The 22,952-nt window shown below is 41.1% G+C and carries 22 protein-coding genes and 3 pseudogenes; 15 read left to right on the top strand and 10 right to left on the bottom strand.

Annotation, left to right across the window (positions count from 1 at the left end):
• Nucleotides 1–50: 50 nt before the first annotated feature.
• From DXZ23_RS03020 to metN, 3 genes are read right to left on the bottom strand one after another with little or no spacing between them, the layout of a single operon-like run.
• The gene (locus DXZ23_RS03020; protein WP_017805546.1) at nucleotides 51–881 is read right to left on the bottom strand and encodes a MetQ/NlpA family lipoprotein; all 831 of its coding nucleotides are present in this window, start codon (nucleotides 879–881) and stop codon (nucleotides 51–53) included.
• Between the two features lie 38 nt (nucleotides 882–919).
• A complete protein-coding gene (locus tag DXZ23_RS03015) occupies nucleotides 920–1,609 on the bottom strand; it encodes a methionine ABC transporter permease (RefSeq protein WP_017805547.1) in 690 nt (229 codons plus the stop codon).
• A complete protein-coding gene (gene metN, locus DXZ23_RS03010; RefSeq protein WP_017805548.1) occupies nucleotides 1,599–2,639 on the bottom strand; it encodes a methionine ABC transporter ATP-binding protein MetN in 1,041 nt (346 codons plus the stop codon). Before metN ends, DXZ23_RS03015 begins: the two co-directional genes overlap by 11 nt.
• A 170-nt stretch (nucleotides 2,640–2,809) precedes the next feature.
• Here metN and gmhB point away from each other — a divergent pair, with 170 nt between their 5' ends.
• Nucleotides 2,810–3,364 carry a D-glycero-beta-D-manno-heptose 1,7-bisphosphate 7-phosphatase gene (gmhB, locus tag DXZ23_RS03005; protein ID WP_017805549.1) on the top strand — a complete coding sequence of 185 codons (555 nt, stop codon included), beginning with the start codon at nucleotides 2,810–2,812 and terminating at the stop codon, nucleotides 3,362–3,364.
• A gap of 53 nt (nucleotides 3,365–3,417) precedes the next feature.
• Here the strand turns inward: gmhB and DXZ23_RS03000 are convergent.
• A pseudogene (locus tag DXZ23_RS03000) lies at nucleotides 3,418–4,755 on the bottom strand (IS3 family transposase).
• An 88-nt stretch (nucleotides 4,756–4,843) separates the two neighbouring features.
• Between DXZ23_RS03000 and xylG the strand changes: the two are divergent.
• Nucleotides 4,844–6,358, top strand: a complete 1,515-nt coding sequence (xylG, locus tag DXZ23_RS02995) for a D-xylose ABC transporter ATP-binding protein (protein WP_017805550.1) — start codon at nucleotides 4,844–4,846, stop codon at nucleotides 6,356–6,358.
• Between the two features lie 2 nt (nucleotides 6,359–6,360).
• Nucleotides 6,361–7,485: a sugar ABC transporter permease gene (locus tag DXZ23_RS02990; protein ID WP_017805551.1), complete on the top strand. Its 1,125-nt coding sequence runs from the start codon at nucleotides 6,361–6,363 to the stop codon at nucleotides 7,483–7,485.
• 74 nt (nucleotides 7,486–7,559) lie between these two features.
• Here the strand turns inward: DXZ23_RS02990 and ruvX are convergent, their stop codons facing one another.
• The 3 genes from ruvX to rsmE are packed head-to-tail and all read right to left on the bottom strand — an operon-like array spanning nucleotide 7,560 to nucleotide 9,292.
• A complete protein-coding gene (gene ruvX, locus DXZ23_RS02985; protein ID WP_017805552.1) occupies nucleotides 7,560–7,973 on the bottom strand; it encodes a Holliday junction resolvase RuvX in 414 nt (137 codons plus the stop codon).
• Nucleotides 7,973–8,530: a YqgE/AlgH family protein gene (locus DXZ23_RS02980; protein WP_017805553.1), complete on the bottom strand. Its 558-nt coding sequence runs from the start codon at nucleotides 8,528–8,530 to the stop codon at nucleotides 7,973–7,975. Before DXZ23_RS02980 ends, ruvX begins: the two co-directional genes overlap by 1 nt.
• A 27-nt stretch (nucleotides 8,531–8,557) precedes the next feature.
• Nucleotides 8,558–9,292, bottom strand: a complete 735-nt coding sequence (gene rsmE, locus DXZ23_RS02975) for a 16S rRNA (uracil(1498)-N(3))-methyltransferase (RefSeq protein WP_026138470.1) — start codon at nucleotides 9,290–9,292, stop codon at nucleotides 8,558–8,560.
• A gap of 256 nt (nucleotides 9,293–9,548) precedes the next feature.
• Between rsmE and DXZ23_RS02970 the strand changes: the two genes are divergently transcribed.
• From DXZ23_RS02970 to srlR, 8 genes are all read left to right on the top strand, one after another.
• Nucleotides 9,549–10,888 (top strand): IS3 family transposase gene (locus tag DXZ23_RS02970; protein WP_114995405.1). Its coding sequence is split into 2 segments (ribosomal slippage): nucleotides 9,549–9,999 and nucleotides 9,999–10,888, totalling 1,341 coding nucleotides; the frame shifts between segments, so codons are not numbered across the junction.
• Nucleotides 10,889–11,025: 137 nt separating this feature from the next.
• Nucleotides 11,026–12,903 (top strand): monovalent cation:proton antiporter-2 (CPA2) family protein, encoded by a 1,878-nt coding sequence (locus DXZ23_RS02965; protein ID WP_017805556.1) that lies wholly within the window; start codon nucleotides 11,026–11,028, stop codon nucleotides 12,901–12,903.
• Nucleotides 12,904–13,202: 299 nt separating this feature from the next.
• Nucleotides 13,203–13,748, top strand: a complete 546-nt coding sequence (srlA, locus tag DXZ23_RS02960) for a PTS glucitol/sorbitol transporter subunit IIC (RefSeq protein WP_017805557.1) — start codon at nucleotides 13,203–13,205, stop codon at nucleotides 13,746–13,748.
• 12 nt (nucleotides 13,749–13,760) lie between these two features.
• On the top strand, nucleotides 13,761–14,741 hold the full coding sequence (srlE, locus tag DXZ23_RS02955) for a PTS glucitol/sorbitol transporter subunit IIB (protein ID WP_017805558.1): 981 nt from the start codon (nucleotides 13,761–13,763) through the stop codon (nucleotides 14,739–14,741).
• Nucleotides 14,742–14,867: 126 nt separating this feature from the next.
• Entirely contained in the window at nucleotides 14,868–15,233 is a 366-nt protein-coding gene (gene srlB, locus DXZ23_RS02950; RefSeq protein ID WP_017805559.1) for a PTS glucitol/sorbitol transporter subunit IIA, read from the top strand.
• 11 nt (nucleotides 15,234–15,244) lie between these two features.
• On the top strand, nucleotides 15,245–16,027 hold the full coding sequence (srlD, locus tag DXZ23_RS02945; protein WP_017805560.1) for a sorbitol-6-phosphate dehydrogenase: 783 nt from the start codon (nucleotides 15,245–15,247) through the stop codon (nucleotides 16,025–16,027).
• Nucleotides 16,028–16,166: 139 nt separating this feature from the next.
• Nucleotides 16,167–16,529: a transcriptional regulator GutM gene (gene gutM / locus DXZ23_RS02940; protein WP_017805561.1), complete on the top strand. Its 363-nt coding sequence runs from the start codon at nucleotides 16,167–16,169 to the stop codon at nucleotides 16,527–16,529.
• Between the two features lie 20 nt (nucleotides 16,530–16,549).
• On the top strand, nucleotides 16,550–17,323 hold the full coding sequence (gene srlR, locus DXZ23_RS02935; RefSeq protein WP_017805562.1) for a glucitol operon DNA-binding transcriptional repressor SrlR: 774 nt from the start codon (nucleotides 16,550–16,552) through the stop codon (nucleotides 17,321–17,323).
• Nucleotides 17,324–17,361: 38 nt separating this feature from the next.
• Here srlR and DXZ23_RS02930 read toward each other — a convergent pair whose 3' ends face one another.
• Nucleotides 17,362–17,775: a copper chaperone PCu(A)C gene (locus DXZ23_RS02930; protein ID WP_017805563.1), complete on the bottom strand. Its 414-nt coding sequence runs from the start codon at nucleotides 17,773–17,775 to the stop codon at nucleotides 17,362–17,364.
• A gap of 143 nt (nucleotides 17,776–17,918) precedes the next feature.
• Here DXZ23_RS02930 and hflD point away from each other — a divergent pair, with 143 nt between their 5' ends.
• Both hflD and purB read left to right on the top strand, forming a co-directional pair.
• Nucleotides 17,919–18,530 carry a high frequency lysogenization protein HflD gene (gene hflD / locus DXZ23_RS02925; RefSeq protein WP_017805564.1) on the top strand — a complete coding sequence of 204 codons (612 nt, stop codon included), beginning with the start codon at nucleotides 17,919–17,921 and terminating at the stop codon, nucleotides 18,528–18,530.
• 12 nt (nucleotides 18,531–18,542) lie between these two features.
• Nucleotides 18,543–19,910 (top strand): adenylosuccinate lyase, encoded by a 1,368-nt coding sequence (purB, locus tag DXZ23_RS02920; RefSeq protein WP_017805565.1) that lies wholly within the window; start codon nucleotides 18,543–18,545, stop codon nucleotides 19,908–19,910.
• 71 nt (nucleotides 19,911–19,981) lie between these two features.
• On the opposite strand, the pseudogene DXZ23_RS02915 reads toward purB, so the two are convergent.
• A pseudogene (locus tag DXZ23_RS02915) lies at nucleotides 19,982–20,590 on the bottom strand (Na+/H+ antiporter NhaC family protein); the annotation flags it as partial.
• 57 nt (nucleotides 20,591–20,647) lie between these two features.
• On the opposite strand from DXZ23_RS02915, the pseudogene DXZ23_RS02910 reads away from it, so the two are divergent.
• Nucleotides 20,648–21,351, top strand: a pseudogene (locus tag DXZ23_RS02910) (transposase); the annotation flags it as partial.
• Nucleotides 21,352–21,404: 53 nt separating this feature from the next.
• Entirely contained in the window at nucleotides 21,405–22,055 is a 651-nt protein-coding gene (locus tag DXZ23_RS02905) for an IS1595-like element ISHpa1 family transposase (protein WP_017805306.1), read from the top strand.
• Between the two features lie 182 nt (nucleotides 22,056–22,237).
• Here the strand turns inward: DXZ23_RS02905 and DXZ23_RS02900 are convergent, their stop codons facing one another.
• Entirely contained in the window at nucleotides 22,238–22,888 is a 651-nt protein-coding gene (locus tag DXZ23_RS02900; RefSeq protein ID WP_017805306.1) for an IS1595-like element ISHpa1 family transposase, read from the bottom strand.
• Nucleotides 22,889–22,952 lie beyond the last annotated feature (64 nt).

Here is a 22,952-nt window from a genome sequence, read left to right as displayed (position 1 = left end):
CCGAGAAGACCCAGAGGTTTTTTTGATGAAAGATGAAAATGGAAAATTGATTACCAGCCTTTAACCACGCCGTCTTTGAAGTGTTTTACCGCTTCTTGATACACTTCATCAGTTTGGTAAGCTTTCACGAAGTTTTTCACGGCATCGCTGTCTTTGTTGTCTTCACGCGCAACGATAATGTTCACATAAGGGGAATCTTTATCTTCCACAAACACGCCGTGTTCTTCAGTATTTAAGCCTACTTGACCCGCGTAAGTGTTGTTCACCACGGCTAAATCTACATCATCTAATGCACGTGCTGCCACTGACGTATCCACCTCTTTAATTTGGAGATTTTTCGGATTTTCTACGATGTCTAAAGAGGTTGCGAATAGGTTAGTGTTGTCTTTTAATTTAATTAAGCCTTGTTTTTCTAATAAAATTAATGCACGTGCAAGGTTACTTGGATCATTCGGTACGGCAATGATGGCACCATCTTGGAGTTCGTTTATATTTTTAATTTTTTTCGAATAGCCAGCTAATGGATAAACGAAAGTATTACCCACAATCACAAGATTTTTGTAACCGTGTTCTTGTGAATCTTTATCAAGATAAGGTTTGTGCTGCATTGCGTTCAGATCTAAATCACCGTTGCTTACCGCTGGGTTTGGTAATGAATATTCGTTAAACTCAACGAATTCCACATCTAAGCCATATTTTTCTTTTGCTACTTTCGCCGCAATTTCAGCTACTTGATGCTCAGGGCCAGACATTACGCCCACTTTAATTTTTTGTGCAGCAGGTTGTGCTGCGGCGGTTTCGGTTTTTTTGTCATCTTTACAAGCAGTTAGCGCTAAAACTGATGAAAGTGCTGCAACAGTGAATAATTTTTTAAAGTTCATTTTACTTTCCTTTTTATTGAGTTAAGTTGATGTTGAGATTAACGATGATCGAAATGATCCGCTAATTTGTTACCGTATTTTTCGCATAACATCACGATAAGTACGATGATAATGGTGGAAACCCAAAGCACATAAGGCATATTACGGTGTAAGCCGAATGAAATTGCGGTGTTACCTAAACCGCCGCCGCCTACCGCGCCGGCCATTGCGGAATAACCAATGAGCGTGACTAAGGTGAGTGTCATTGCTTTAATCAGAATTGGCAAGGCTTCAGGTAAATAAAAGCGTGTTACCAGCTGCCAAACGTTTGTTCCCATTGCTTTGGCGGTTTCCGTTAAACCCGTTGGAATATCGCCCAAGGCGTTCACCGTTAAACGTGCATAAAATGGCAATGCGGCAACACTTAACGGAATGATAGCCGCCGTTGTACCTAAGGTTGTGCCGACTAAGAAACGCGTTATGGGCATTAAATCGAAGAGTAAAATAATGAAGGGAATAGAACGGCCAACGTTAATAATCACTTCTAAAGTGCGGTTCAATTTTTTGTTATTTAGGATTTGTCCTTCTTTGGTTAAGAAGGTGATAATGCCCAGTGGCAAGCCAAATAGCACGGCAAAAAAGGTGGCCACAAGGCTCATATAAACGGTTTCAAATGAGCTATTGGCGATAAGCTGCCACACTTGTGGGGTAAGCTGGCGGGAAAATTCCGCACTAAATTCAGTCCACATAACCTAATACCTCCACACGAACATTATTTTCCATTAAATAAATCTTAGCTTGTGTAATGGCATCTTCATTGCCTTCCACTTCTGCGATGGTAAAACCAAATTTCACGCCACCTGCATAATCAATTTGCGAGGTGAGAATACTTAAATCCACCCCAAAACGTTTGGAGGCCTGTGAAAGCAACGGTGCGTCCACTGAGCGACCAGTAAACTCAAATTTAATGATTGGCCAAGCGTTTGAGTGTTTTGGTGTTGGCGATAATTTTTCCAAATATTCTTCAGGCAAATTAATGTGGAATGTTGAGCTAATAAATTGCTGCGCCAACTCGGTTTTAGGATTAGAGAAAATCTCACTCACCGAACCTTGTTCCACTAAACGCCCTTTATCAATCACCGCTACTTGATCGCAAATGCGTTTTACCACGTCCATTTCGTGCGTGATCAACAAAATAGTGATACCTAAAGTGCGGTTGATTTCTTTTAATAATTTTAAAATTGCTTGCGTGGTAGCTGGATCTAATGCACTGGTTGCTTCATCGCACAGTAGCACTTTTGGATCACTTGCCAACGCACGCGCAATCGCAACACGTTGCTTTTGTCCACCTGAAAGATTGGCTGGGTAAACATCGCGCTTTTCACTTAATCCAACTAAGGAAAGCAGCTGTTCCACTTTTTTTTGTTTGATATGGGCTTTGCTTTCACCTGCCAATTCCAACGGCAACGCGATGTTGCCATAAACAGTGCGCGAACTGAGCAAATTGAAATGCTGGAAAATCATTCCAATATTACGGCGCTCTTGAATGAGTTGGCTGTCGGATAAATGGGTTAATTCTTTACCATTTACCACCACCGAACCCGAAGTTGGGCGTTCCAACAAGTTTACACAACGGATAAGCGTGCTTTTCCCTGCGCCAGATGCGCCAATCACGCCACAAATTTGTCCTTTAGGAACGTGAAGATTGACATTATCAAGTGCGGTGATTTTTTTATCCGCAATGTCAAAAATTTTACTAAGGTTTTCTAGCTTAATCATATAAGCCCTTTTTAATATGCTTAAATTTAAGTTTTTTCGTATTTTAGACGTCTAGATTGCTATGTCAATATTTATTCACAACATTTTTAGAATGTTCAGCTATTAGTTAGAACAAAATTAAGTCATAATTGAGCGAAATAGCAAGAATAAAGATAAACAAGGATCAAAACGTGAATAAAGCAATTTTTCTCGATCGAGATGGCACGATCAACATTGATCACGGCTATGTACATCAAATTGATGATTTTCAATTTATTGAGGGTAGCATTGAAGCCTTACAGCAACTCAAAGCAATGGGCTATTTATTGGTGCTGGTTACTAATCAATCAGGCATTGCAAGAGGCTATTTTTCTGAACAACAATTCCTACAACTCACAGAATGGATGGATTGGTCGCTGGCGGATCGCGGTGTGGATTTTGATGGTATCTATTATTGTCCTCATCACCCTGAGGGTAAAGGCGAATATAAAGAAGATTGTGATTGTCGTAAACCAAAGTCAGGAATGCTATTGCAAGCGATTAAAGAATTACATATCGATCCCGCACAGTCTTTTATGGTGGGGGATAAAAAAGAAGATATGCAGGCTGGCAAAGGGGCTGGCGTAAAAACCTGTGTTTTGGTGCGAACAGGAAAAGCAGTAACCGAAGAAAGTGAAAAATCTGCAGACATTGTGATAAATACTGTGGCAGATTTGCCAGCGTTAATAAAGAAACTTAACAAATAAATGAAGTGCGGTAAAAAAGTTGCTAATTTTTGATCTGCCCCCAAAAAGTTAGACTATATTCTAATTTCATTCAAGGACTGAGTTCTGTATTCCACAGGGCTTAGTTCTTTGAGCTTCACTTGAATACGCTCATTGTTGTAGTAATGAATGTACTCGTGAATCACTTTTTCAAGCTGTTCAAAGGTTTCAAACCGCTTGCCAAAGTAACATTCCGTCTTCAATCGCCCGAAAAATTTCCATCGCACCATTATCAAGGCAATTGCCTTTTCTCGATATACTTTGCTTAATACCGTGTTTTTTCAATATCTCCCGATAACCCATCATTTGATACTGCCACCCTTGGTCGGAATGCAGTATCGGTTTTTCCCCCGCTAATCGGTTCACCGCCTGGGTCAGCATTCTGGTTATCTGCTCAAAATTCGGACTTCTCGCCACATCATAAGCAATAATTTCGTTATTAAACAAGTCTTTAATCGGCGATAAATACACTTTGCCTTCCGCACATTTGAACTCGGTGATATCCGTTACCCACTTCTCATTCGGCATCGTTGCCGTAAAATCCCGTTGCAACAGATTATCGGCAATGTGTCCCACTTTGCCTTGGTAAGAACGATATTTTTTCTGCTTACTTTTTCCTTTTAACCCCAAACGTTGCATTATCGCTTGCCCCCTTTTGTGGTTGATAATCAAGTATTTCCTTAATTCCAAGGTAATTCGACGATAACCATAATTTTCGTCATTTTTGCGATAAATTTCCTCTATTTTCTGTGAAATCGCTACATTTTTATCCGACTTTGGCTTGAGATGATAAAAGAACGAACTGCGTGCCAATCCGATTAGCCTGAGTAACAATTCCAACGGGAAACGCGAGCGTAAGGCATTTACGATGACGGCTTTTTCTGCATTTTTTGTTGGTTGAGTTCCTGCAACTTTTTTAGCATTGCATTCTCCGCTTCTAATTCCAAAATTCGGTAACGCAAGCGTTCTTCTTCTGTTTTGGGCGTTGGTGGCATTTTAGGTGAGTTGAGTTTCATACTTGGACGACCTTTAGGTTTGAGTAATAACCCATCTATACCTTGTTTTTCAAAGCGTTGCAACCATTGACTAATTATCCCTGAACTGGGGATATCAAAGCGAAAGCAGGCGGCTTCAGCGGAGCACTGGCCTTTTTTGATAGCTTGAATAACCTTTAATTTAAACTCAACAGAATAACATCGTTTTTTACCTAACACAGCTAATCCATTGATTCCATTATGATTAAATTTCGCAATCCAACGTGCTAACGTGCTTTGGGGAAGCTGAAAATACTGGCGAGTAAGCGAACGGTTTTTTCCATTTTGATGATAAAAGTCGAGCACTTGTTGTTTGAAACGTTGAGTATATTTAGTCATAAAAAATCTGCACCTTAATCAGTTGGTTATTTAGTCCAACTTTTGGGGTGCAGATCAAAATACCGCACTTTGATAGGGAGGTTTTATTATGCCAACATTATTATCAATGAAAAATATTACTAAGAAGTTTGGTGATATTACTGCATTAAATAATATTTCCATTGAATTAAATGAAGGGGAAATTCTATCACTTTGTGGTGAAAACGGCTCTGGAAAATCAACTTTAATGAAGGTGCTATGCGGAATTTATCCTTATGGGGATTATTCAGGAGAAATTTATTTTTCAGGTGAGCCACTTATCGCAAAGAACATTAAAGATACAGAAGAAAAAGGGATTTCAATTATTCATCAAGAACTGACATTAGTTAAAAATATGACCATCTTGGAAAATATGTTTTTAGGTAATGAAATGTGTCGTAGCGGAATTACAGATGACAATCAAATGTACTTACGCTGTAAAACCATTTTACAACAAGTTCAGTTAGATATTGATCCTAATACGAAAGTTGGAGAATTGGGATTAGGTCAGCAGCAATTAGTGGAAATTGCTAAGGCATTAAATAAGCAGGTTCGTTTATTAGTACTTGATGAGCCAAGCGCATCTTTAACGGAAAAAGAAACAGAAATTCTACTTAATCTTGTACTCGATCTGAAAGCCCATAATATCGCTTGTATTTATATTTCCCATAAACTCAATGAAGTAAAAGCGATTTCAGACAAAATTTGTATTATTCGTGATGGAGAGAATATTGGCACGCGCCCTTGTGCTGAAATGAGCGAAGACGACATTATCACGATGATGGTAGGACGAGAAATTACCTCTCTTTATCCTTATGAACCCCATCCCATTGATGAAGAAATTTTGCGTGTGGAAAAACTTTCTGCTTGGCATCCAATTAATCGGCATATTAAACGTGTTGATGAGGTTAGCTTTCGCCTACACAAAGGAGAGATTTTAGGTGTTGCAGGTTTAGTCGGCTCTGGACGAACCGAAATGGCGCAATGCCTATTTGGTTCTTACCAAGGAAAGCAACAAGGTGAAATTCTTTTACAAGGTAAGCCTATTAACATTAGAAATTGTGCTGATGCGATTGCACATCATATTGTTATGGTGCCAGAAGATCGTAAAAAACAAGGCATTATTCCTATTATGGCGGTAGGCAAAAATATCACTTTATCTTCACTAAATAAATATTGTGTGGTAGGCAATGTGATTAATGAGCCTTTGGAAGAAACAGTTATTCAACAATCTATCGAAAAATTGACGGTAAAAACATCAAGTCCCGATTTAGCGATTGGGCGTTTAAGTGGTGGTAATCAACAAAAAGCCATTTTAGCAAAATGTCTTTTACTTAACCCAAATATTCTTATTTTAGATGAACCGACTCGAGGGATTGATATTGGGGCGAAATATGAAATTTATAAATTGATTAGCCAACTTGCAAGCCAAGGGGTGGCAATTATCGTGATTTCTTCTGAGTTACCAGAGGTCTTGGGAATAAGTGATCGCGTATTAGTGATGCACCAAGGGAGAATTAAAGCCGATCTTATTAATGATAATTTAACGCAAGAACAAGTGATGGAAGCAGCACTTAAGGAGTAATTATGTCTAAGTTAAAATCCATTAATTTACAAGTTTATATTATGTTAATTGCCATTGTTGTCATTATGGTATTTTTCTCGTTTGCAACAGAAGGGGCTTATTTAAGTGCAAGAAATATTTCTAATTTATTACGTCAAACATCCATAACAGGGATTCTTGCGATAGGAATGGTATTTGTGATTATTTCTGCTGAAATCGATCTTTCTGTTGGCTCATTAATGGGGCTATTAGGTGGTTTTGCAGCAATTACGAATGTATGGTGGGATTGGCCACTTTCATTAACCATTGTTGTCACTCTTGCGCTAGGGATCTTGCTTGGTGCGTGGAATGGTTGGTGGGTTGCTTATCGGAAAGTTCCTTCTTTCATCGTGACTCTTGCCGGAATGTTAGCTTTCCGTGGTGTCTTAATTGGTTTAACAAATGGAACAACAGTTTCCCCCATTAGCACTGAAATGACAATGATTGGTCAGGGATACCTCTCTGATTTCATTGGAATGCTCATTGGTATGATTGCGATTGTTGGTTTTATTAGTTGGGGAATTTACCAACGGCAAGCCAGACGAAACTTAAATCTTAGCGTGCCTTCCGGCTCACAGGAAACCTTAAAATATGGCTTATTTGCATTAGGCATACTTGGCGCGATCTATTTATTAAATGATTATCGTGGCATTCCATTCCCAGTATTATTGCTCGCATTGCTTGCCGTGATTGGAATGTTTATCGCGAAAAAAACCGCTTTCGGACGCCATATTTATGCCATTGGTGGCAATATTGAAGCAAGATTATCTGGTATCAATGTTGAAAAAGTAAAATTAATCATTTTCTCAATGAATGGATTGATGGTAGCGATTGCTGGTTTAATTTTAAGCGCACGACTTGGCGCAGGTGCGCCTTCAGCAGGACAAAATGCAGAGCTTGATGCCATTGCTGCCTGCGTTATTGGTGGTGCAAGCTTAGCAGGGGGAATTGGTAGCGTTTACGGCGTTGTTATCGGTGCATTTATTATCGCCTTACTTGATAATGGAATGAGTATGTTAGATGTACCGACATTCTGGCAATATATTGTAAAAGGCAGTATTTTACTACTTGCTGTATGGGTTGATACGATGAGTAAGAAGAAAGTATAGTTACCTAAAGTTGATAAAAAACAGCGTTAAAAAAGACACAACGCTGTTTTGAATCAATAAAAAATAACACCGCACTATAGATTTTCAAACCAGCTCTCTAAAATGAGACAAGCTGCAATACTATCCACTTTTCCCTTTTCCAGTGCTTTAAATCCACCTCGTTGAAATATTTCTGCACGAGCTTCCGTAGTAGTTAGACGTTCATCATGCAGAACAATTTGTACACCAAAACGGCTATGTAAACGATTAGCAAACTTTTTTGCTCTAGCAGTAAAAGGCTGTTCCGTTCCATCCATATTTAAAGGCAATCCAACAACAACAATATTAGGTTTCCATTCTTGCAAACATTTATCAATAGCTTGCCAGTTTGGTATACCATCTTGTGCTTTAAAAGCGTTTAATGGTTGTGCCGAGCAAGTAATACTTTGCCCTACAGCACAACCAATACTTTTTGTACCAAAATCAAAAGCAATTGCAGTAATTCCCATTAACAATGTCCTGCTTGATAAGCAAAATTATGTTGCTGTATTCCGAGTAATTGATTAGCTGCAAGCCAACGTTCTGAATATGGCATATCAAATAAAATATGCTCATTTGCGGGTACGATTAACCAATCATTATTCGCAATTTCTCTCTCAAGCTGAGTTGGAGACCAACTCGCACAACCTAAAGCGACTAGGCATTTTTCTGGAGCTTGGGGTGTACCAAGAGAATCAATGACATCTGCTGATGTAGTAAGCCATAAATTACTAGCCAATTTTTGGCTATGCAAAAACGGCGTTTGAGATGAAGTATGAAGAATAAAACCACGTTCAAGATTTGTTGGACCACCTGCAAGAACCAAATCATTTGGATATTGACGATTATCTGCCATCATAAAATTCATTTTTATACACAATTCAGCGATGCTGAGATCTGTAGGTTGTGTAAGGACCAATCCCATTGCTCCTTGCTCATTATGCTCACAAATATAAATGACAGAACGGATAAAATGTTCATCTATCAAATGTGGCATAGCAATTAAAAAATGGTTTTGTAGTTGCATATTTTTTCCTAATTATAGCTATCGGAGTTAAGCTAGATCACCAAAACAAACTTGTAATGCCGTAATTGCTGTTAATGCGGCTGTTTCCGTACGTAAAATACGTTTTCCAAGTAAAATTTCTGTAAATCCTTGATCTTTTGTTTGAGCAATTTCTTGCGGAGATAATCCACCTTCTGAGCCAATGAGCAAACGTATTCCTGTCGTTGGAATATATGGCAATGTACTGATTGAATATTGTGCTTTGGGATGCAAATTGAGTTTAAGTGTTCCATCTTGTTCTGCACACCAGTTAGCTAATTTCATCATTGGACGAATTTCAGGAATTACATTACGCCCACATTGTTCACAAGCTGAAATTGCTATTTTTTGCCATTGCTGAATTTTTTTTGCCATACGCTCTGTATCTAACTTAACACCACAACGTTCAGACCATAATGGAGTAATGATATTTACTCCCAATTCAACAGATTTTTGGATAGTAAACTCCATTTTCTCACCTCGAGAAATCACTTGCCCTAGATGAATATGAAGTGAGCTTTCCTTATCATCAAATTGGCGATCTAAAATTTCAACATTCACTGATCTTTTATTTATCTGCCTGATAATAGAAGGATATATATGGTTACTGCCGTCAAATAATTCAAGTTGTTCTCCGACTTTCATACGGAGAACTCGTGCCACATGATTTGTAGCATCCTCACTTAAATCACATTGCTTTTGGTGTATTAACGAAATTGGGTGATAAATTCTTGGTATTCGCATTTGTGCTAGTTCGTCATTAAGGTCGTATTATCATATCAGAAATTTGCTAGAAAAAAGCATTGCTCCTTTTTATTTTCAAAGAATATGCGTCGGAATAACATAATAGTTAATCACCTCTTTACAATTTGCCTAGCAAAAACAGCATAGAATTTTGAGAAAACGTACTATCCCCCCTCAATTCCGATCGCCTCGCAAAAACTGATCTGCACCCCAAAAGTTGGACTAAACAACCAACTGATTAAGGTGCAGATTTTTTATGACTAAATATACTCAACGTTTCAAACAACAAGTGCTCGACTTTTATCATCAAAATGGAAAAAACCGTTCGCTTACTCGCCAGTATTTTCAGCTTCCCCAAAGCACGTTAGCACGTTGGATTGCGAAATTTAATCATAATGGAATCAATGGATTAGCTGTGTTAGGTAAAAAACGATGTTATTCTGTTGAGTTTAAATTAAAGGTTATTCAAGCTATCAAAAAAGGCCAGTGCTCCGCTGAAGCCGCCTGCTTTCGCTTTGATATCCCCAGTTCAGGGATAATTAGTCAATGGTTGCAACGCTTTGAAAAACAAGGTATAGATGGGTTATTACTCAAACCTAAAGGTCGTCCAAGTATGAAACTCAACTCACCTAAAATGCCACCAACGCCCAAAACAGAAGAAGAACGCTTGCGTTACCGAATTTTGGAATTAGAAGCGGAGAATGCAATGCTAAAAAAGTTGCAGGAACTCAACCAACAAAAAATGCAGAAAAAGCCGTCATCGTAAATGCCTTACGCTCGCGTTTCCCGTTGGAATTGTTACTCAGGCTAATCGGATTGGCACGCAGTTCGTTCTTTTATCATCTCAAGCCAAAGTCGGATAAAAATGTAGCGATTTCACAGAAAATAGAGGAAATTTATCGCAAAAATGACGAAAATTATGGTTATCGTCGAATTACCTTGGAATTAAGGAAATACTTGATTATCAACCACAAAAGGGGGCAAGCGATAATGCAACGTTTGGGGTTAAAAGGAAAAAGTAAGCAGAAAAAATATCGTTCTTACCAAGGCAAAGTGGGACACATTGCCGATAATCTGTTGCAACGGGATTTTACGGCAACGATGCCGAATGAGAAGTGGGTAACGGATATCACCGAGTTCAAATGTGCGGAAGGCAAAGTGTATTTATCGCCGATTAAAGACTTGTTTAATAACGAAATTATTGCTTATGATGTGGCGAGAAGTCCGAATTTTGAGCAGATAACCAGAATGTTGACCCAGGCGGTGAACCGATTAGCGGGGGAAAAACCGATACTGCATTCCGACCAAGGGTGGCAGTATCAAATGATGGGTTATCGGGAGATATTGAAAAAACACGGTATTAAGCAAAGTATATCGAGAAAAGGCAATTGCCTTGATAATGGTGCGATGGAAAGCTTTTTCGGGCGATTGAAGACGGAATGTTACTTTGGCAAGCGGTTTGAAACCTTTGAACAGCTTGAAAAAGTGATTCACGAGTACATTCATTACTACAACAATGAGCGTATTCAAGTGAAGCTCAAAGAACTAAGCCCTGTGGAATACAGAACTCAGTCCTTGAATGAAATTAGAATATAGTCTAACTTTTTGGGGGCAGATCAAAACCACCGCACTTTTATTTACTCACTAGGATTTCTGCGTAAATTCAGTAAAATAGCTGAAGCGATTTACCTTTCTATTAATATTGAGAAAAAACGTAATATTGAGAAAAAACGATGACATCACTACTAGTTTCTGCCTTTATTTACCTTTTCGCCGCGGCGGTCGCCGTTCCTATTTCTAAACGCCTTGGGCTTGGCTCGGTGCTGGGCTATTTGCTGGCGGGCGTTGCCATTGGGCCGATTTTAGGGCTGGTTGGACAAGAAGCGGAAAAAGTGCAACACGTTGCGGAATTTGGCGTGGTAATGATGCTCTTCCTTGTGGGGCTTGAGCTTGAGCCGAAAACCCTGTGGGCGTTACGCAATAAATTGCTCGGGCTGGGAGGGCTACAAATGGGGCTGACCATTGCGGCGATCACGGGGATTGCTGTGCTGCTAGGTTATTCGTGGCAAATGGGGATCGCCGTTGGCTGCGTGCTAGCCGCCTCTTCCACTGCCATTGTATTGCAAACCTTAGGCGAAAAGGGGCTATTGAAAAGCCCAGGCGGGCAAAGCAGTTTTTCTGTGCTGTTATTTCAAGATATTGCGGTGATCCCCATTCTTGCCTTGCTACCTGTCCTCGCCTCACCTGAGCTATTCAATCAAGGGCAAACTGTGTCGGCGGAAAGCACCAACTTGCTCAGCGGGCTAACTGGCACGGCGAAAGCGGTCATCACCCTTGCGGTTATCACCTCTATCGTGCTGGGCGGGCATTTTCTCTCTCGCCCAATTTTCCGCTACATTGCCGCCAGCCGAATGCGAGAAATCTTCACCGCCTTTGCCCTTGCTTTGGTAATCGGCATCGCGGCGATGATGTCATTGATCGGACTTTCCCCCGCCTTAGGCACATTCCTTGCGGGCGTGGTGTTGGCAAACAGCGAATACCGCCACGAATTAGAAAGCAATCTCGAACCTTTCAAAGGGCTTTTGCTTGGGCTGTTTTTTATCACCGTCGGAGGAGGTATTGATTTTTCCTTATTATTCAATGACTTTGCAACCATTATGGGGATCACACTGTTAGTGCTGATCGTCAAAGCATTCATTTTGTGGGGGCTAGGTTTCTGCTTTCGGCTGGATAAACTCAACCGCAACCTCTTCGCCCTAAGCCTCGCCCCAGTAGGGGAATTTGGTTTTGTGCTGCTTTCGTTCACCACCCAAAACGCCATTTTACCCGAAACTTTGGCGGATAAATTTTTGCTCGTGGTCGCTATCTCAATGTTAGCCAGCCCGCTACTGTTTATTTTTTACGATAAAGTCATCGTGCCGCGAGCCACCCAATCGCAACAAAAAGAAAGCGATCCCATTGATGAAAAAAACGCCATTATCATCATCGGACACGGGCGTTATGGGCAAGTCGTAAACGGAATGTTGTTAAGTTGCGGCTATAAACCCACCCTCATCGATTACGACGCGGCGTTGGTGGAGGGCTTTACTCGCTACGGCGTAAAAAGCTATTTCGGCGACGGTTCAAGAGAAGATCTATTGGAAACTGCTGGCATCGCCGAAGCCAAACTATTAATCATCGCCATTGATAACAAAGAACAAGCTATTCAAATTGCCAACTTTGTGAACAAAAACTATCCACAGGTTGCTATTTTAGCCCGTGCCTACGACCGCTTCCACGTTTACGAATTATATCGTGCAGGGGCGAGGAATATCGTGCGTGAAACCTTTGATTCCGCCATCAGAAGCGGACGGCTCGCCCTCGAGCAGCTCGGCATCGACAAAGACAAAGCCCGAGCCATCGCCGAGCTTTATTACCACCGCGATCGCCACAGCGTGGCAGAAATGGCAAGCCATTACGATCCCGAACGCAAAATCTTCTCCGACCCCGAACTAATGGCACTGGGTCGCCGTCTTGATGCCGAAACCAAAGAAATGGTGGAAAAGCTATTACGCGACGAACCCGTAGATTGGGAACCAGGCGAAGAAAATCGACAAAAAGACATCACATAAAAGTGCGGTCATTTCTGCACGCATTTTTTCAACCACAGCACAACGCCCTTTTGGTGGGGCGTTGTCAGTCCACGGACTCCTCATTATGACAGCTCCCATTGATAAAAGGTGGGCGTATCAGAGTAAAAAACATTTTAAAAAACTTGTTAAATAAAACATTTTTCTTTTATTTTAAAATAAAAAATTAAATTTGCGATCTCTATCACAGATTTATCTTTCAAAATGAAATATTATTTATCTCAATGATTAAGTAATTAATCAGATTTAAACCCAAAAACTTTCATTTTGAGAGGTGTGAGATGGAATTTATTACACATAGTGCGGAATGGTTTATAGGGCTATTCCAAAAAGGGGGGGAGGTTTTTGTGAGTATGGTCACAGGAATTTTGCCGTTGCTGATTTCTTTATTGGTTGTGATGAATGCCTTGATCAAATTTATTGGTCAAGATCGTATTGAGCATTTAGCACAACGTAGTGCGGGCAACCCGATTTCTCGTTATTTAATCCTGCCTGTTTTTGGCACATTTGTTTTCTGTAATCCAATGACATTAAGTTTAGGTAAATTCTTACCTGAACGCTATAAACCCAGTTATTATGCGGCTGCATCTTATAGTTGCCATTCAATGAACGGCTTGTTTCCCCACATCAACCCTGGCGAACTCTTTGTTTATTTAGGCATTGCCAACGGTTTAACCACACTAGGGCTGCCTCTTGCTCCACTGGCGGTGAGCTATTTATTAGTGGGTATGGTGACGAACTTTTTCCGCGGTTGGATCACGGATTTCACAACGGCGATCTTTGAAAAACGTATGGGTATTAAACTCGATCGCGAAGTGCATTTATAGGGGGAAATGAAAATGACAAAAGCAATTTATATTGAAAAAGGCAACGGCGGCTGGGGCGGACCTTTAACCATTGCCGTTGAGCCAAACAAAAAAATTCTTTATATGACCGCAGGCACTCGCCCGAGTATTGTGGATCACCTCGTTGCCCTCACGGGTTGGGAGGCGGTTGATGGCTTTAAAGAGGGCGAGCCTGAAAACGATCAAATCGGCATTGCGATTATTGATTGCGGCGGCGTGCTACGTTGTGGGCTTTATCCGAAACGCCGTATCCCCACCATCAACATTCACGCTACGGGGAAATCAGGCCCACTCGCTGAATATATCGTGGAAGACATTTATGTTTCAGCGGTAAAAGAAGCCAATATCTCTTTGATTGAATCGGAAAATTCAGCCGTTTCAAAAAGCCCAACCACCGCTAGCCACAAGGTGAAAGATTACGATAGTAGCAAAAAAATCACCGAGCAAAGCGATGGCTTGCTGGCAAAAATTGGTATGGGAATGGGGGCTATCGTGGCGGTCTTTTTCCAAGCGGGGCGGGATACCATCGACACGGTGCTGAAAACCATTTTGCCGTTTATGGCGTTTGTTTCTGCCTTGATCGGTATCATCATCGCTTCAGGCTTAGGCGATTGGATTGCCCACGGCTTAACCCCACTCGCCAACAGTCCAATCGGTTTAGTTACGCTGGCGTTAATTTGTTCTTTCCCATTCTTATCGCCATTTTTAGGGCCGGGTGCGGTGATTGCACAAGTCATCGGCGTTTTAGTTGGGGTGCAAATCGGCTTAGGCAACATTCCGCCGCACCTCGCCTTGCCTGCGTTGTTCGCCATTAATGCCCAAGCCGCTTGCGATTTTATCCCCGTTGGCTTATCCCTTGCTGAAGCGAAGCAAGACACCGTTCGGGTTGGCGTGCCGTCTGTGCTGGTGAGCCGTTTCTTAACGGGGGCACCAACAGTTTTACTAGCGTGGTTTGTGTCCGCCTTTATCTACTAAACGCGATAAAAAAGTGCGGTGAAAAATGACCGCACTTTTATCTGAAGCCAGTATAGAAAAGTGAAATAACCCAATGCGTAATGCGAGATTATTAAAAAAATCAAACGGTTACAGTAAGGAGAAACAATGCAGATTATTTATCAAACAATATTCAATAAAATCGGGCGTTTCGCCCCTGAAGCCTTAGCGGAGAATATGCTCATCACCTTTAAGCAAGATGTGCCAGAAGAGCTTGAGGATTACTGTTTCATTCATTGCCACGGCGATCTTTTAGCAGAAGTCTGTGTGGGCGATTATGTGAGGTTTAACGATAACACGTTTGAAATCACGGCGGTGGGAAGTGTGGCAAATTTCAATTTAAAAGAATTAGGGCACGTTACCTTTCGTTTTGATGGTGCTATTACAGCAGAATATCCTGGCACAATTCATTTGAAAGGGAATATGCCAGCTGAAATAAAGGTCAATGATGTTTTAACCATTATAAAAAATTAGGAGTTGATATTATGGGAAAGAAAGTTGCAGTCATCGTTGGTGGCGGTCAAACCTTAGGGGCGTTTTTAGCTTCAGGCTTGGCGGAAAATGACTATGCGGTTGCGGTGGCGGATTTGAATGAAGCGAATGCGGAAAAAACCGCGAATGCGATCAATCACCATCTTGGGCAAAAATGTGCGGCAGGGTTTTATGTGGACGCAACCGATGAGCAAAGCGTGCAAGCTCTTGCCAATGCGGTTGATGCTCGTTTTGGACAGGTGGATTTGTTAGTTTACAGTGCGGGAATGGCGAAAGCCGCCCCCATTACGGAATTTAAAACCAAAGATTTTGACACTTCATTACAGGTGAACTTGGTGGGGTACTTTCTCTGTGCCAGAGAGTTTGCTAAATTAATGATTCGAGATGGCATCGCGGGGCGGATTATTCAGATCAACTCCAAATCGGGCAAGGTGGGGAGCAAGCACAACACGGGGTACAGTGCGGCAAAATTCGGCGGCGTGGGGCTGACCCAATCTTTGGCCTTAGATCTAGCAGAATACGGCATCACCGTGCATTCTTTAATGTTGGGGAATTTGCTCAAATCGCCGATGTTCCAATCGCTCATTCCACAATATGCGGAAAAATTAGGCATTCCAGCGGATCAAGTGGAGCAGGCATATATTGACAAAGTGCCTTTGAAACGGGGGTGCGAATATCAAGATGTGCTGAATGTGCTACTGTTTTACGCCAGCGAAAAAGCCGAATATTGCACGGGGCAGTCGATTAATATCACAGGGGGGCAGGTGATGTTTTAATTTTGCTTGTGCCGTACAGATTCTCTCCGCTGTACGGCAATCATTTCAGTTTTGGGGCATAGGAAATCACTCTCATCGCAAAAAATCTTTTAATTCTTTTAAATAATGCGGTAAAAACGTTTAAAATAAGGAAATTTTTATGCAAAATATAACAAATTCACTCATTATTGTGGCGATAATTGCTTGGTTGTTACAGATCATTTTGGGGTGGAGGCAATTATCTCAATTTAATAAAGAATTTGAGAAATTATGTAAACAAGGGAATGTAGGCGTAGGTCGCACGCAAGGTCGATTTAAACCTAAAGTGGTCATTGCCATCGCTTTTGATCAGGATTATCGTGTTGTCAATGCGATTATATTAAAAGGATTAAGCGTATTTTCTCGAGCAAAAACAATCACAACGTTAAAAGGTTTATTGCATAGTGAAATTATTCCAGAGCTTATTTTCCCCAAAGATAAACAGAGCCAGCAGGCTCTCAAGGAAGCACTTCAACTGCGATAAATCCTAAAAATGGATTTATTATGAAACCCAAAGAAAGACAACTTGCGATCTTAAATTATTTACAAACTCACGGTAAAACGGCAGTTGATCAATTAGCCGAATTTTTTTCAACCACAGGCACAACAATTCGTAAAGATCTCACCGCACTTGAAAAAGCAAAGAAAGTGCTTCGCACTTATGGTAGCGTTGTCTTGCGAGAGCAAGAAAAAACAACGGAAACCGAATTGCCGATGACAAATAAAACGCACATCAATTTGGAGCAAAAAAAGAAAATCGCTCAAGCTGCCGTGAAATTCCTCAAAGATGGCGATTCCATCATCATTGATTCTGGCAGTACGGTTTTGCAGATGATCCCTTATCTTGCCGAATTAAATAATCTCACCATTATGACCAACAGCCTACATATTATGAATAGCCTCGTTGCATTGGAAAAAGAACACGAACTTTTGATGTGCGGCGGCACATATCGAACAAAATCGGCTTCATTGCATGGCATTTTAGCGGAAGCAACGTTTGAAAAATTCTCATTTGATAAACTGTTTATTGGCACTGATGGCTTTGATTTAGAACTCGGTTTAACCACCTTTAACGAAGTACACGGCGTGAGTAAAGCAATGACGAATGCCGCAAGGCAAATTATCGTTTTGGCAGATTCCTCAAAATTTGGACGGCGTAGCCCAAATATTGTTTGTCCATTAGAAAAAATTGATGTTGTGATTACGGATAATTTACTTGATGAACAAACACACCAAGCCTTGTTAAATAAAGGGATTGCGGTGGTGATTGCGGATTAAAAAGGGCTGGATTGCCCTTTTTTCTTGAAATGTGATATTTATCGTACAACCGCTTTCGTTCTCACCACTTCCCCATTATCAAAAAACAACGAGATCGGGAAAGTTTCCCCTTGTTTGAGGGAATTAGGGAGATCGAACACCATAATATGCTGTCCACCGTGTTTTAGGCTCAGGCGTTGATGAGCGGGGATTTCAATGGTGTTGAGATCGGTCATTCTGCCCTGTTGCATTCCGTGTAAAGCGAAGCGGGCGGGGATTTCGCTTTCCACAAAGGCGAGCTGAACGTTTTCATTGCCGTTATTTTCAAGTTGCATAAAAATCGCACTGGGTTCGCCCGCTTGTTGGGTTGCGGCGATACTGGCTTGGCTGACGAGAATTTCCGCCTGTGCGGCGATTGCTAAGGTTGCGAAAAGTGCGGTGCTAATTAGGCATTGTTTTTTGTTGGCTTTCATTTTTTCTTTTTCCGTTGAGATTGAACCCGTTCAGTATAGCAAGAATTTAACTGGTGTGTTCAGCTTTAAAAAAAGGGGGAAAAATGCTATATTGCTCGCCATTTTAATCACATTTTACCTTCAACATCACGATCGATATTACGATGGCAGATTATTACGAAATCACCCTAGCCTTGGCGGGCGTGTGCCAAGCCGCGAAATTAGTGAAACAATTTGCGCACAATGGCGAGGCGGATTCGCAAGCCTTTGAAACCAGCTTGCAAACGTTGCTACAAACCGCCCCTGAAAATACCCTTGCTGTCTATGGCGGTGAGGCGAAGTATTTGAAATTAGGGCTGGAAACCTTAATGGAGCAGTTAAACGGCAGCGATGCGGAACTCACTCGTTATTGGGTGAGCTTGCTTGCCTTAGAGGGCAAACTCAATAAATCCCCTGAGGCAAAAACCCAGCTCGCTCAACGCCTTGCGTATTTGCCATCGCAACTGAATTTTTATGCTTTACTTGATGAGCAGATGATCAGCAATTTAGCAGCCATTTATGTGGACGTGGTCAGCCCGCTTGGCAACCGTATTCAAGTGATCGGCTCGCCTGATTATTTACAGCGACAAGGCATTCAACATCGTATTCGGGCTTGTTTGTTGGCAGGCATTCGCTCAGCAGTGCTATGGCGACAAGTGGGCGGTAAAAAATACCAGTTTCTTTTTTCCCGTGGCAAAATCGCCACAACGGCACAACAAATTTACTCAACCCTTTAGGAGCATCTTCTTATGGAATTAACCGTATTAACTGCAATTTCCCCTATTGACGGTCGTTATCAGGACAAAACAACGGCATTACGTCATATTTTTAGCGAATTTGGCTTGCTCAAATTCCGCGTTACTGTCGAAGTTCGCTGGCTACAAAAATTGGCAGCGACCGCACAAATTCAGGAAGTGCCTTGTTTGTCGCAAAAAGCAAACGATTACCTTAACCAAATCGTGGCAAATTTCAGCCTAGAAGATGCACAACGCATTAAAGAAATCGAAAAAACCACCAATCACGATGTGAAAGCCGTAGAGTATTTTTTGAAAGAAAAAACCACCGCACTTGAAGAATTAGCGGCGGTGAGCGAGTTTATCCATTTCGCTTGCACTTCGGAGGACATTAATAACCTTTCTCACGCCTTAATGTTGAAAACCGCACGTGAAGAGGTGATCTTGCCTGAATGGCAAAAATTAATTGATGAGATTGAACGCCTTGCACAAGAATACAAAGCCATTCCGCTTCTTTCTCGCACCCACGGTCAGCCCGCTTCCCCTTCCACGGTTGGGAAAGAAATGGCGAATGTAGTGTATCGCCTAAAACGTCAATATGAACAACTTCAACGCATTGAAATTCTTGGAAAAATTAACGGTGCGGTGGGGAACTACAACGCTCATTTATCCGCTTATCCTGACGTGGATTGGCACAAATTCAGCGAAGAATTTGTTACCTCTTTAGGCATCAAATGGAATCCTTACACCACACAAATTGAGCCACACGATTATATCGCGGAGCTGTTTGATAATATCGCTCGTTTCAACACCATTATTATTGATTTTGACCGTGATCTTTGGGGCTACATCGCATTAAATCACTTCAAACAACGCACCATCGCGGGCGAAATTGGCTCGTCCACAATGCCACACAAAGTGAACCCGATTGACTTTGAAAACTCAGAGGGAAATCTCGGCATTGCGAATGCGGTAATGGGGCATCTCGGGGCGAAATTGCCGATCTCTCGCTGGCAACGTGATTTAACGGATTCCACCGTGCTACGCAATCTCGGCGTGGGCTTGGGCTATTGTTTAATCGCCTATGCTGCGACACGAAAAGGGATCAGCAAATTAGAAGTGAACGAACAACATTTGCGTGATGAGCTTAACCAAAACTGGGAAGTGCTGGCAGAGCCAATTCAAACTGTAATGCGTCGCTATGGTATTGAAAAACCTTACGAAAAACTCAAAGAGCTTACGCGTGGCAAACGGGTTGATGAACAAGCAATGCGTGAGTTTATCGAAAAGCTCGACATTCCTGCACAAGAAAAACAACGCTTACAACAACTCACTCCAGCCACTTATATTGGTGCAGCCGTGGAGTTAGTGGAAAAACTTTAATTTTCTCTAAACTAAAGTGCGGTGGAAAAATCAGCCATTTTTTGACCGCACTTAGTTTTCGTTTTTATTTTTTATCTAGATAATTTGGCGATACCAAATCCTGTTACTCCCCACAACATTGCAAATATTATTCCGCTCCAGCATAAAATTGCCCAAGGTAAGTAAGACAGCGTCGCAACGCCTAATGTGCCAGCCATATAAGCCCCTGCTGCTGTCCAAGGTAAAATTGGTTCAATAATAGTCGCCGAATCTTCTGCAGTACAGCTTAAATTTTTTGGATGTAATCCACGTTCGATATAAGCATCTCGTAACATTTCACTTGGGATAAGAATTGAAATTTGTCCGTTACAAGTTACCCCGATCATTGTCAATCCACAAAGAATCGTTGTAAAAATTAGTGAGGCGGTGGAACGTACTAATTTCAATAAGTGGTTTATGATCACTTCCAATGCTCCACTAAGCGATAAAATACCTGCAAAAGAAAGCGCACAGAAACAGATTAATAATGTTCCCATCATTGAATTCATTCCACCACGGTTTAGTAAGCGAGCTAAATCGCTACTAACCTGAATATCATTTGGAATCATTGAAACATTAAACCCATTCACAGCACTATTGATTACATCTGCTAAGGCAAACTTTTGAATAAATAATGTGTTCAAAATTGCAATAAATGCAGATGATCTGCACCCCAAAAGTTGGACTAAATAACCAACTGATTAAGGTGCAGATTTTTTATGACTAAATATACTCAACGTTTCAAACAACAAGTGCTCGACTTTTATCATCAAAATGGAAAAAACCGTTCGCTTACTCGCCAGTATTTTCAGCTTCCCCAAAGCACGTTAGCACGTTGGATTGCGAAATTTAATCATAATGGAATCAATGGATTAGCTGTGTTAGGTAAAAAACGATATTATTCTGTTGAGTTTAAATTAAAGGTTATTCAAGCTATCAAAAAAGGCCAGTGCTCCGCTGAAGCCGCCTGCTTTCACTTTGATATCCCCAGTTCAGGGATAATTAGTCAATGGTTGCAACGCTTTGAAAAACAAGGTATAGATGGGTTATTACTCAAACCTAAAGGTCGTCCAAGTATGAAACTCAACTCACCTAAAATGCCACCAACGCCCAAAACAGAAGAAGAACGCTTGCGTTACCGAATTTTGGAATTAGAAGCGGAGAATGCAATGCTAAAAAAGTTGCAGGAACTCAACCAACAAAAAATGCAGAAAAAGCCGTCATCGTAAATGCCTTACGCTCGCGTTTCCCGTTGGAATTGTTACTCAGGCTAATCGGATTGGCACGCAGTTCGTTCTTTTATCATCTCAAGCCAAAGTCGGATAAAAATGTAGCGATTTCACAGAAAATAGAGGAAATTTATCGCAAAAATGACGAAAATTATGGTTATCGTCGAATTACCTTGGAATTAAGGAAATACTTGATGGGGCTGTCCTAGATAACAACTAAAAAATCTATTTAGGTTAGAATGAACCAATGAGAAAAAGTCGTCTAAGTCAGCACAAACAAAATAAACTCATTGAGCTATTTGTTGCAGGTGTTACTGCAAGGACAGCAGCAGAGTTAGTCAATGTAAACAAAACGACTGCCGCATATTACTTTCATCGTTTACGCCAACTCATCTATCAAAACAGCCTTCACTTAGAGATGTTTGAAGGTGAAATTGAAGCCGATGAAAGTTATTTTGGCGGTGCTCGCAAAGGCAAACGTGGTCGTGGTGCGGCAGGGAAAATTGCGGTATTCGGGCTTCTCAAGCGCAATGGCAAGGTTTATACCGTTGCGGTTCCAAATACGCAATCTGCCACCTTGTTACCCATTATTCGGGAGCAGGTAAAGCCTGATAGTATTGTTTACACCGATAATTATCGTAGTTATGACGTGCTTGATGTGAGTGAATTTAGTCATTTTCGTATCAATCACAGCACACATTTTGCTGAAAATCATAACCACATTAACGGAATTGAGAATTTTTGGAGCCAAGCAAAACGCCATTTACGCAAATTTAATGGTATCCCAAAAGCGCATTTTGAGCTTTATTTAAAGGAATGTGAATGGCGTTTTAATTACAGCAACATAAAAAGTCAAATTTCTATTTTAAAACAATTGGTTAAAGGGAGTTTAGTCTAGTTATCTAGGACAGCCCCATATTCTCTGATGGAAGTCTTTATCTCGAACGACACGCGGACAAATACAAAATAAGAGCCAAATATGTTACGAATTAGGGTGAAATACGCCCCACACGACATTGAAAAAAGAAAAAATCCCACTAATGTGGGATTTTTTAAAAATTATGGGGCTGTCCTAGATAACTAGACTAAACTCCCTTTAACCAATTGTTTTAAAATAGAAATTTGACTTTTTATGTTGCTGTAATTAAAACGCCATTCACATTCCTTTAAATAAAGCTCAAAATGCGCTTTTGGGATACCATTAAATTTGCGTAAATGGCGTTTTGCTTGGCTCCAAAAATTCTCAATTCCGTTAATGTGGTTATGATTTTCAGCAAAATGTGTGCTGTGATTGATACGAAAATGACTAAATTCACTCACATCAAGCACGTCATAACTACGATAATTATCGGTGTAAACAATACTATCAGGCTTTACCTGCTCCCGAATAATGGGTAACAAGGTGGCAGATTGCGTATTTGGAACCGCAACGGTATAAACCTTGCCATTGCGCTTGAGAAGCCCGAATACCGCAATTTTCCCTGCCGCACCACGACCACGTTTGCCTTTGCGAGCACCGCCAAAATAACTTTCATCGGCTTCAATTTCACCTTCAAACATCTCTAAGTGAAGGCTGTTTTGATAGATGAGTTGGCGTAAACGATGAAAGTAATATGCGGCAGTCGTTTTGTTTACATTGACTAACTCTGCTGCTGTCCTTGCAGTAACACCTGCAACAAATAGCTCAATGAGTTTATTTTGTTTGTGCTGACTTAGACGACTTTTTCTCATTGGTTCATTCTAACCTAAATAGATTTTTTAGTTGTTATCTAGGACAGCCCCGAGAATATTATTA

It is taken from the genome of Avibacterium paragallinarum (assembly GCF_900450705.1).
Taxonomy (GTDB): domain Bacteria; phylum Pseudomonadota; class Gammaproteobacteria; order Enterobacterales; family Pasteurellaceae; genus Avibacterium; species Avibacterium paragallinarum.
Note: the sequence above shows the minus strand (reverse complement) of the source record. Positions and strands in the feature narration are given on the sequence as shown.

Excerpts from the sequence above, each read along its gene's own strand:
- DXZ23_RS03020 (WP_017805546.1), bottom strand. The coding sequence starts at position 881 with ATGAACTTTAAAAAATTATTCACTGTTGCAGCACTTTCATCAGTTTTA.
- DXZ23_RS03015 (WP_017805547.1), bottom strand. The coding sequence starts at position 1,609 with ATGTGGACTGAATTTAGTGCGGAATTTTCCCGCCAGCTTACCCCACAA.
- metN (WP_017805548.1), bottom strand. The coding sequence starts at position 2,639 with ATGATTAAGCTAGAAAACCTTAGTAAAATTTTTGACATTGCGGATAAA.
- xylG (WP_017805550.1), top strand. The coding sequence starts at position 4,844 with ATGCCAACATTATTATCAATGAAAAATATTACTAAGAAGTTTGGTGAT.
- DXZ23_RS02990 (WP_017805551.1), top strand. The coding sequence starts at position 6,361 with ATGTCTAAGTTAAAATCCATTAATTTACAAGTTTATATTATGTTAATT.
- ruvX (WP_017805552.1), bottom strand. The coding sequence starts at position 7,973 with ATGGGAATTACTGCAATTGCTTTTGATTTTGGTACAAAAAGTATTGGT.
- DXZ23_RS02980 (WP_017805553.1), bottom strand. The coding sequence starts at position 8,530 with ATGCAACTACAAAACCATTTTTTAATTGCTATGCCACATTTGATAGAT.
- rsmE (WP_026138470.1), bottom strand. The coding sequence starts at position 9,292 with ATGCGAATACCAAGAATTTATCACCCAATTTCGTTAATACACCAAAAG.
- DXZ23_RS02965 (WP_017805556.1), top strand. The coding sequence starts at position 11,026 with ATGACATCACTACTAGTTTCTGCCTTTATTTACCTTTTCGCCGCGGCG.
- srlA (WP_017805557.1), top strand. The coding sequence starts at position 13,203 with ATGGAATTTATTACACATAGTGCGGAATGGTTTATAGGGCTATTCCAA.
- srlE (WP_017805558.1), top strand. The coding sequence starts at position 13,761 with ATGACAAAAGCAATTTATATTGAAAAAGGCAACGGCGGCTGGGGCGGA.
- srlB (WP_017805559.1), top strand. The coding sequence starts at position 14,868 with ATGCAGATTATTTATCAAACAATATTCAATAAAATCGGGCGTTTCGCC.
- srlD (WP_017805560.1), top strand. The coding sequence starts at position 15,245 with ATGGGAAAGAAAGTTGCAGTCATCGTTGGTGGCGGTCAAACCTTAGGG.
- gutM (WP_017805561.1), top strand. The coding sequence starts at position 16,167 with ATGCAAAATATAACAAATTCACTCATTATTGTGGCGATAATTGCTTGG.
- srlR (WP_017805562.1), top strand. The coding sequence starts at position 16,550 with ATGAAACCCAAAGAAAGACAACTTGCGATCTTAAATTATTTACAAACT.
- DXZ23_RS02930 (WP_017805563.1), bottom strand. The coding sequence starts at position 17,775 with ATGAAAGCCAACAAAAAACAATGCCTAATTAGCACCGCACTTTTCGCA.
- hflD (WP_017805564.1), top strand. The coding sequence starts at position 17,919 with ATGGCAGATTATTACGAAATCACCCTAGCCTTGGCGGGCGTGTGCCAA.
- purB (WP_017805565.1), top strand. The coding sequence starts at position 18,543 with ATGGAATTAACCGTATTAACTGCAATTTCCCCTATTGACGGTCGTTAT.
- DXZ23_RS02905 (WP_017805306.1), top strand. The coding sequence starts at position 21,405 with ATGAGAAAAAGTCGTCTAAGTCAGCACAAACAAAATAAACTCATTGAG.
- DXZ23_RS02900 (WP_017805306.1), bottom strand. The coding sequence starts at position 22,888 with ATGAGAAAAAGTCGTCTAAGTCAGCACAAACAAAATAAACTCATTGAG.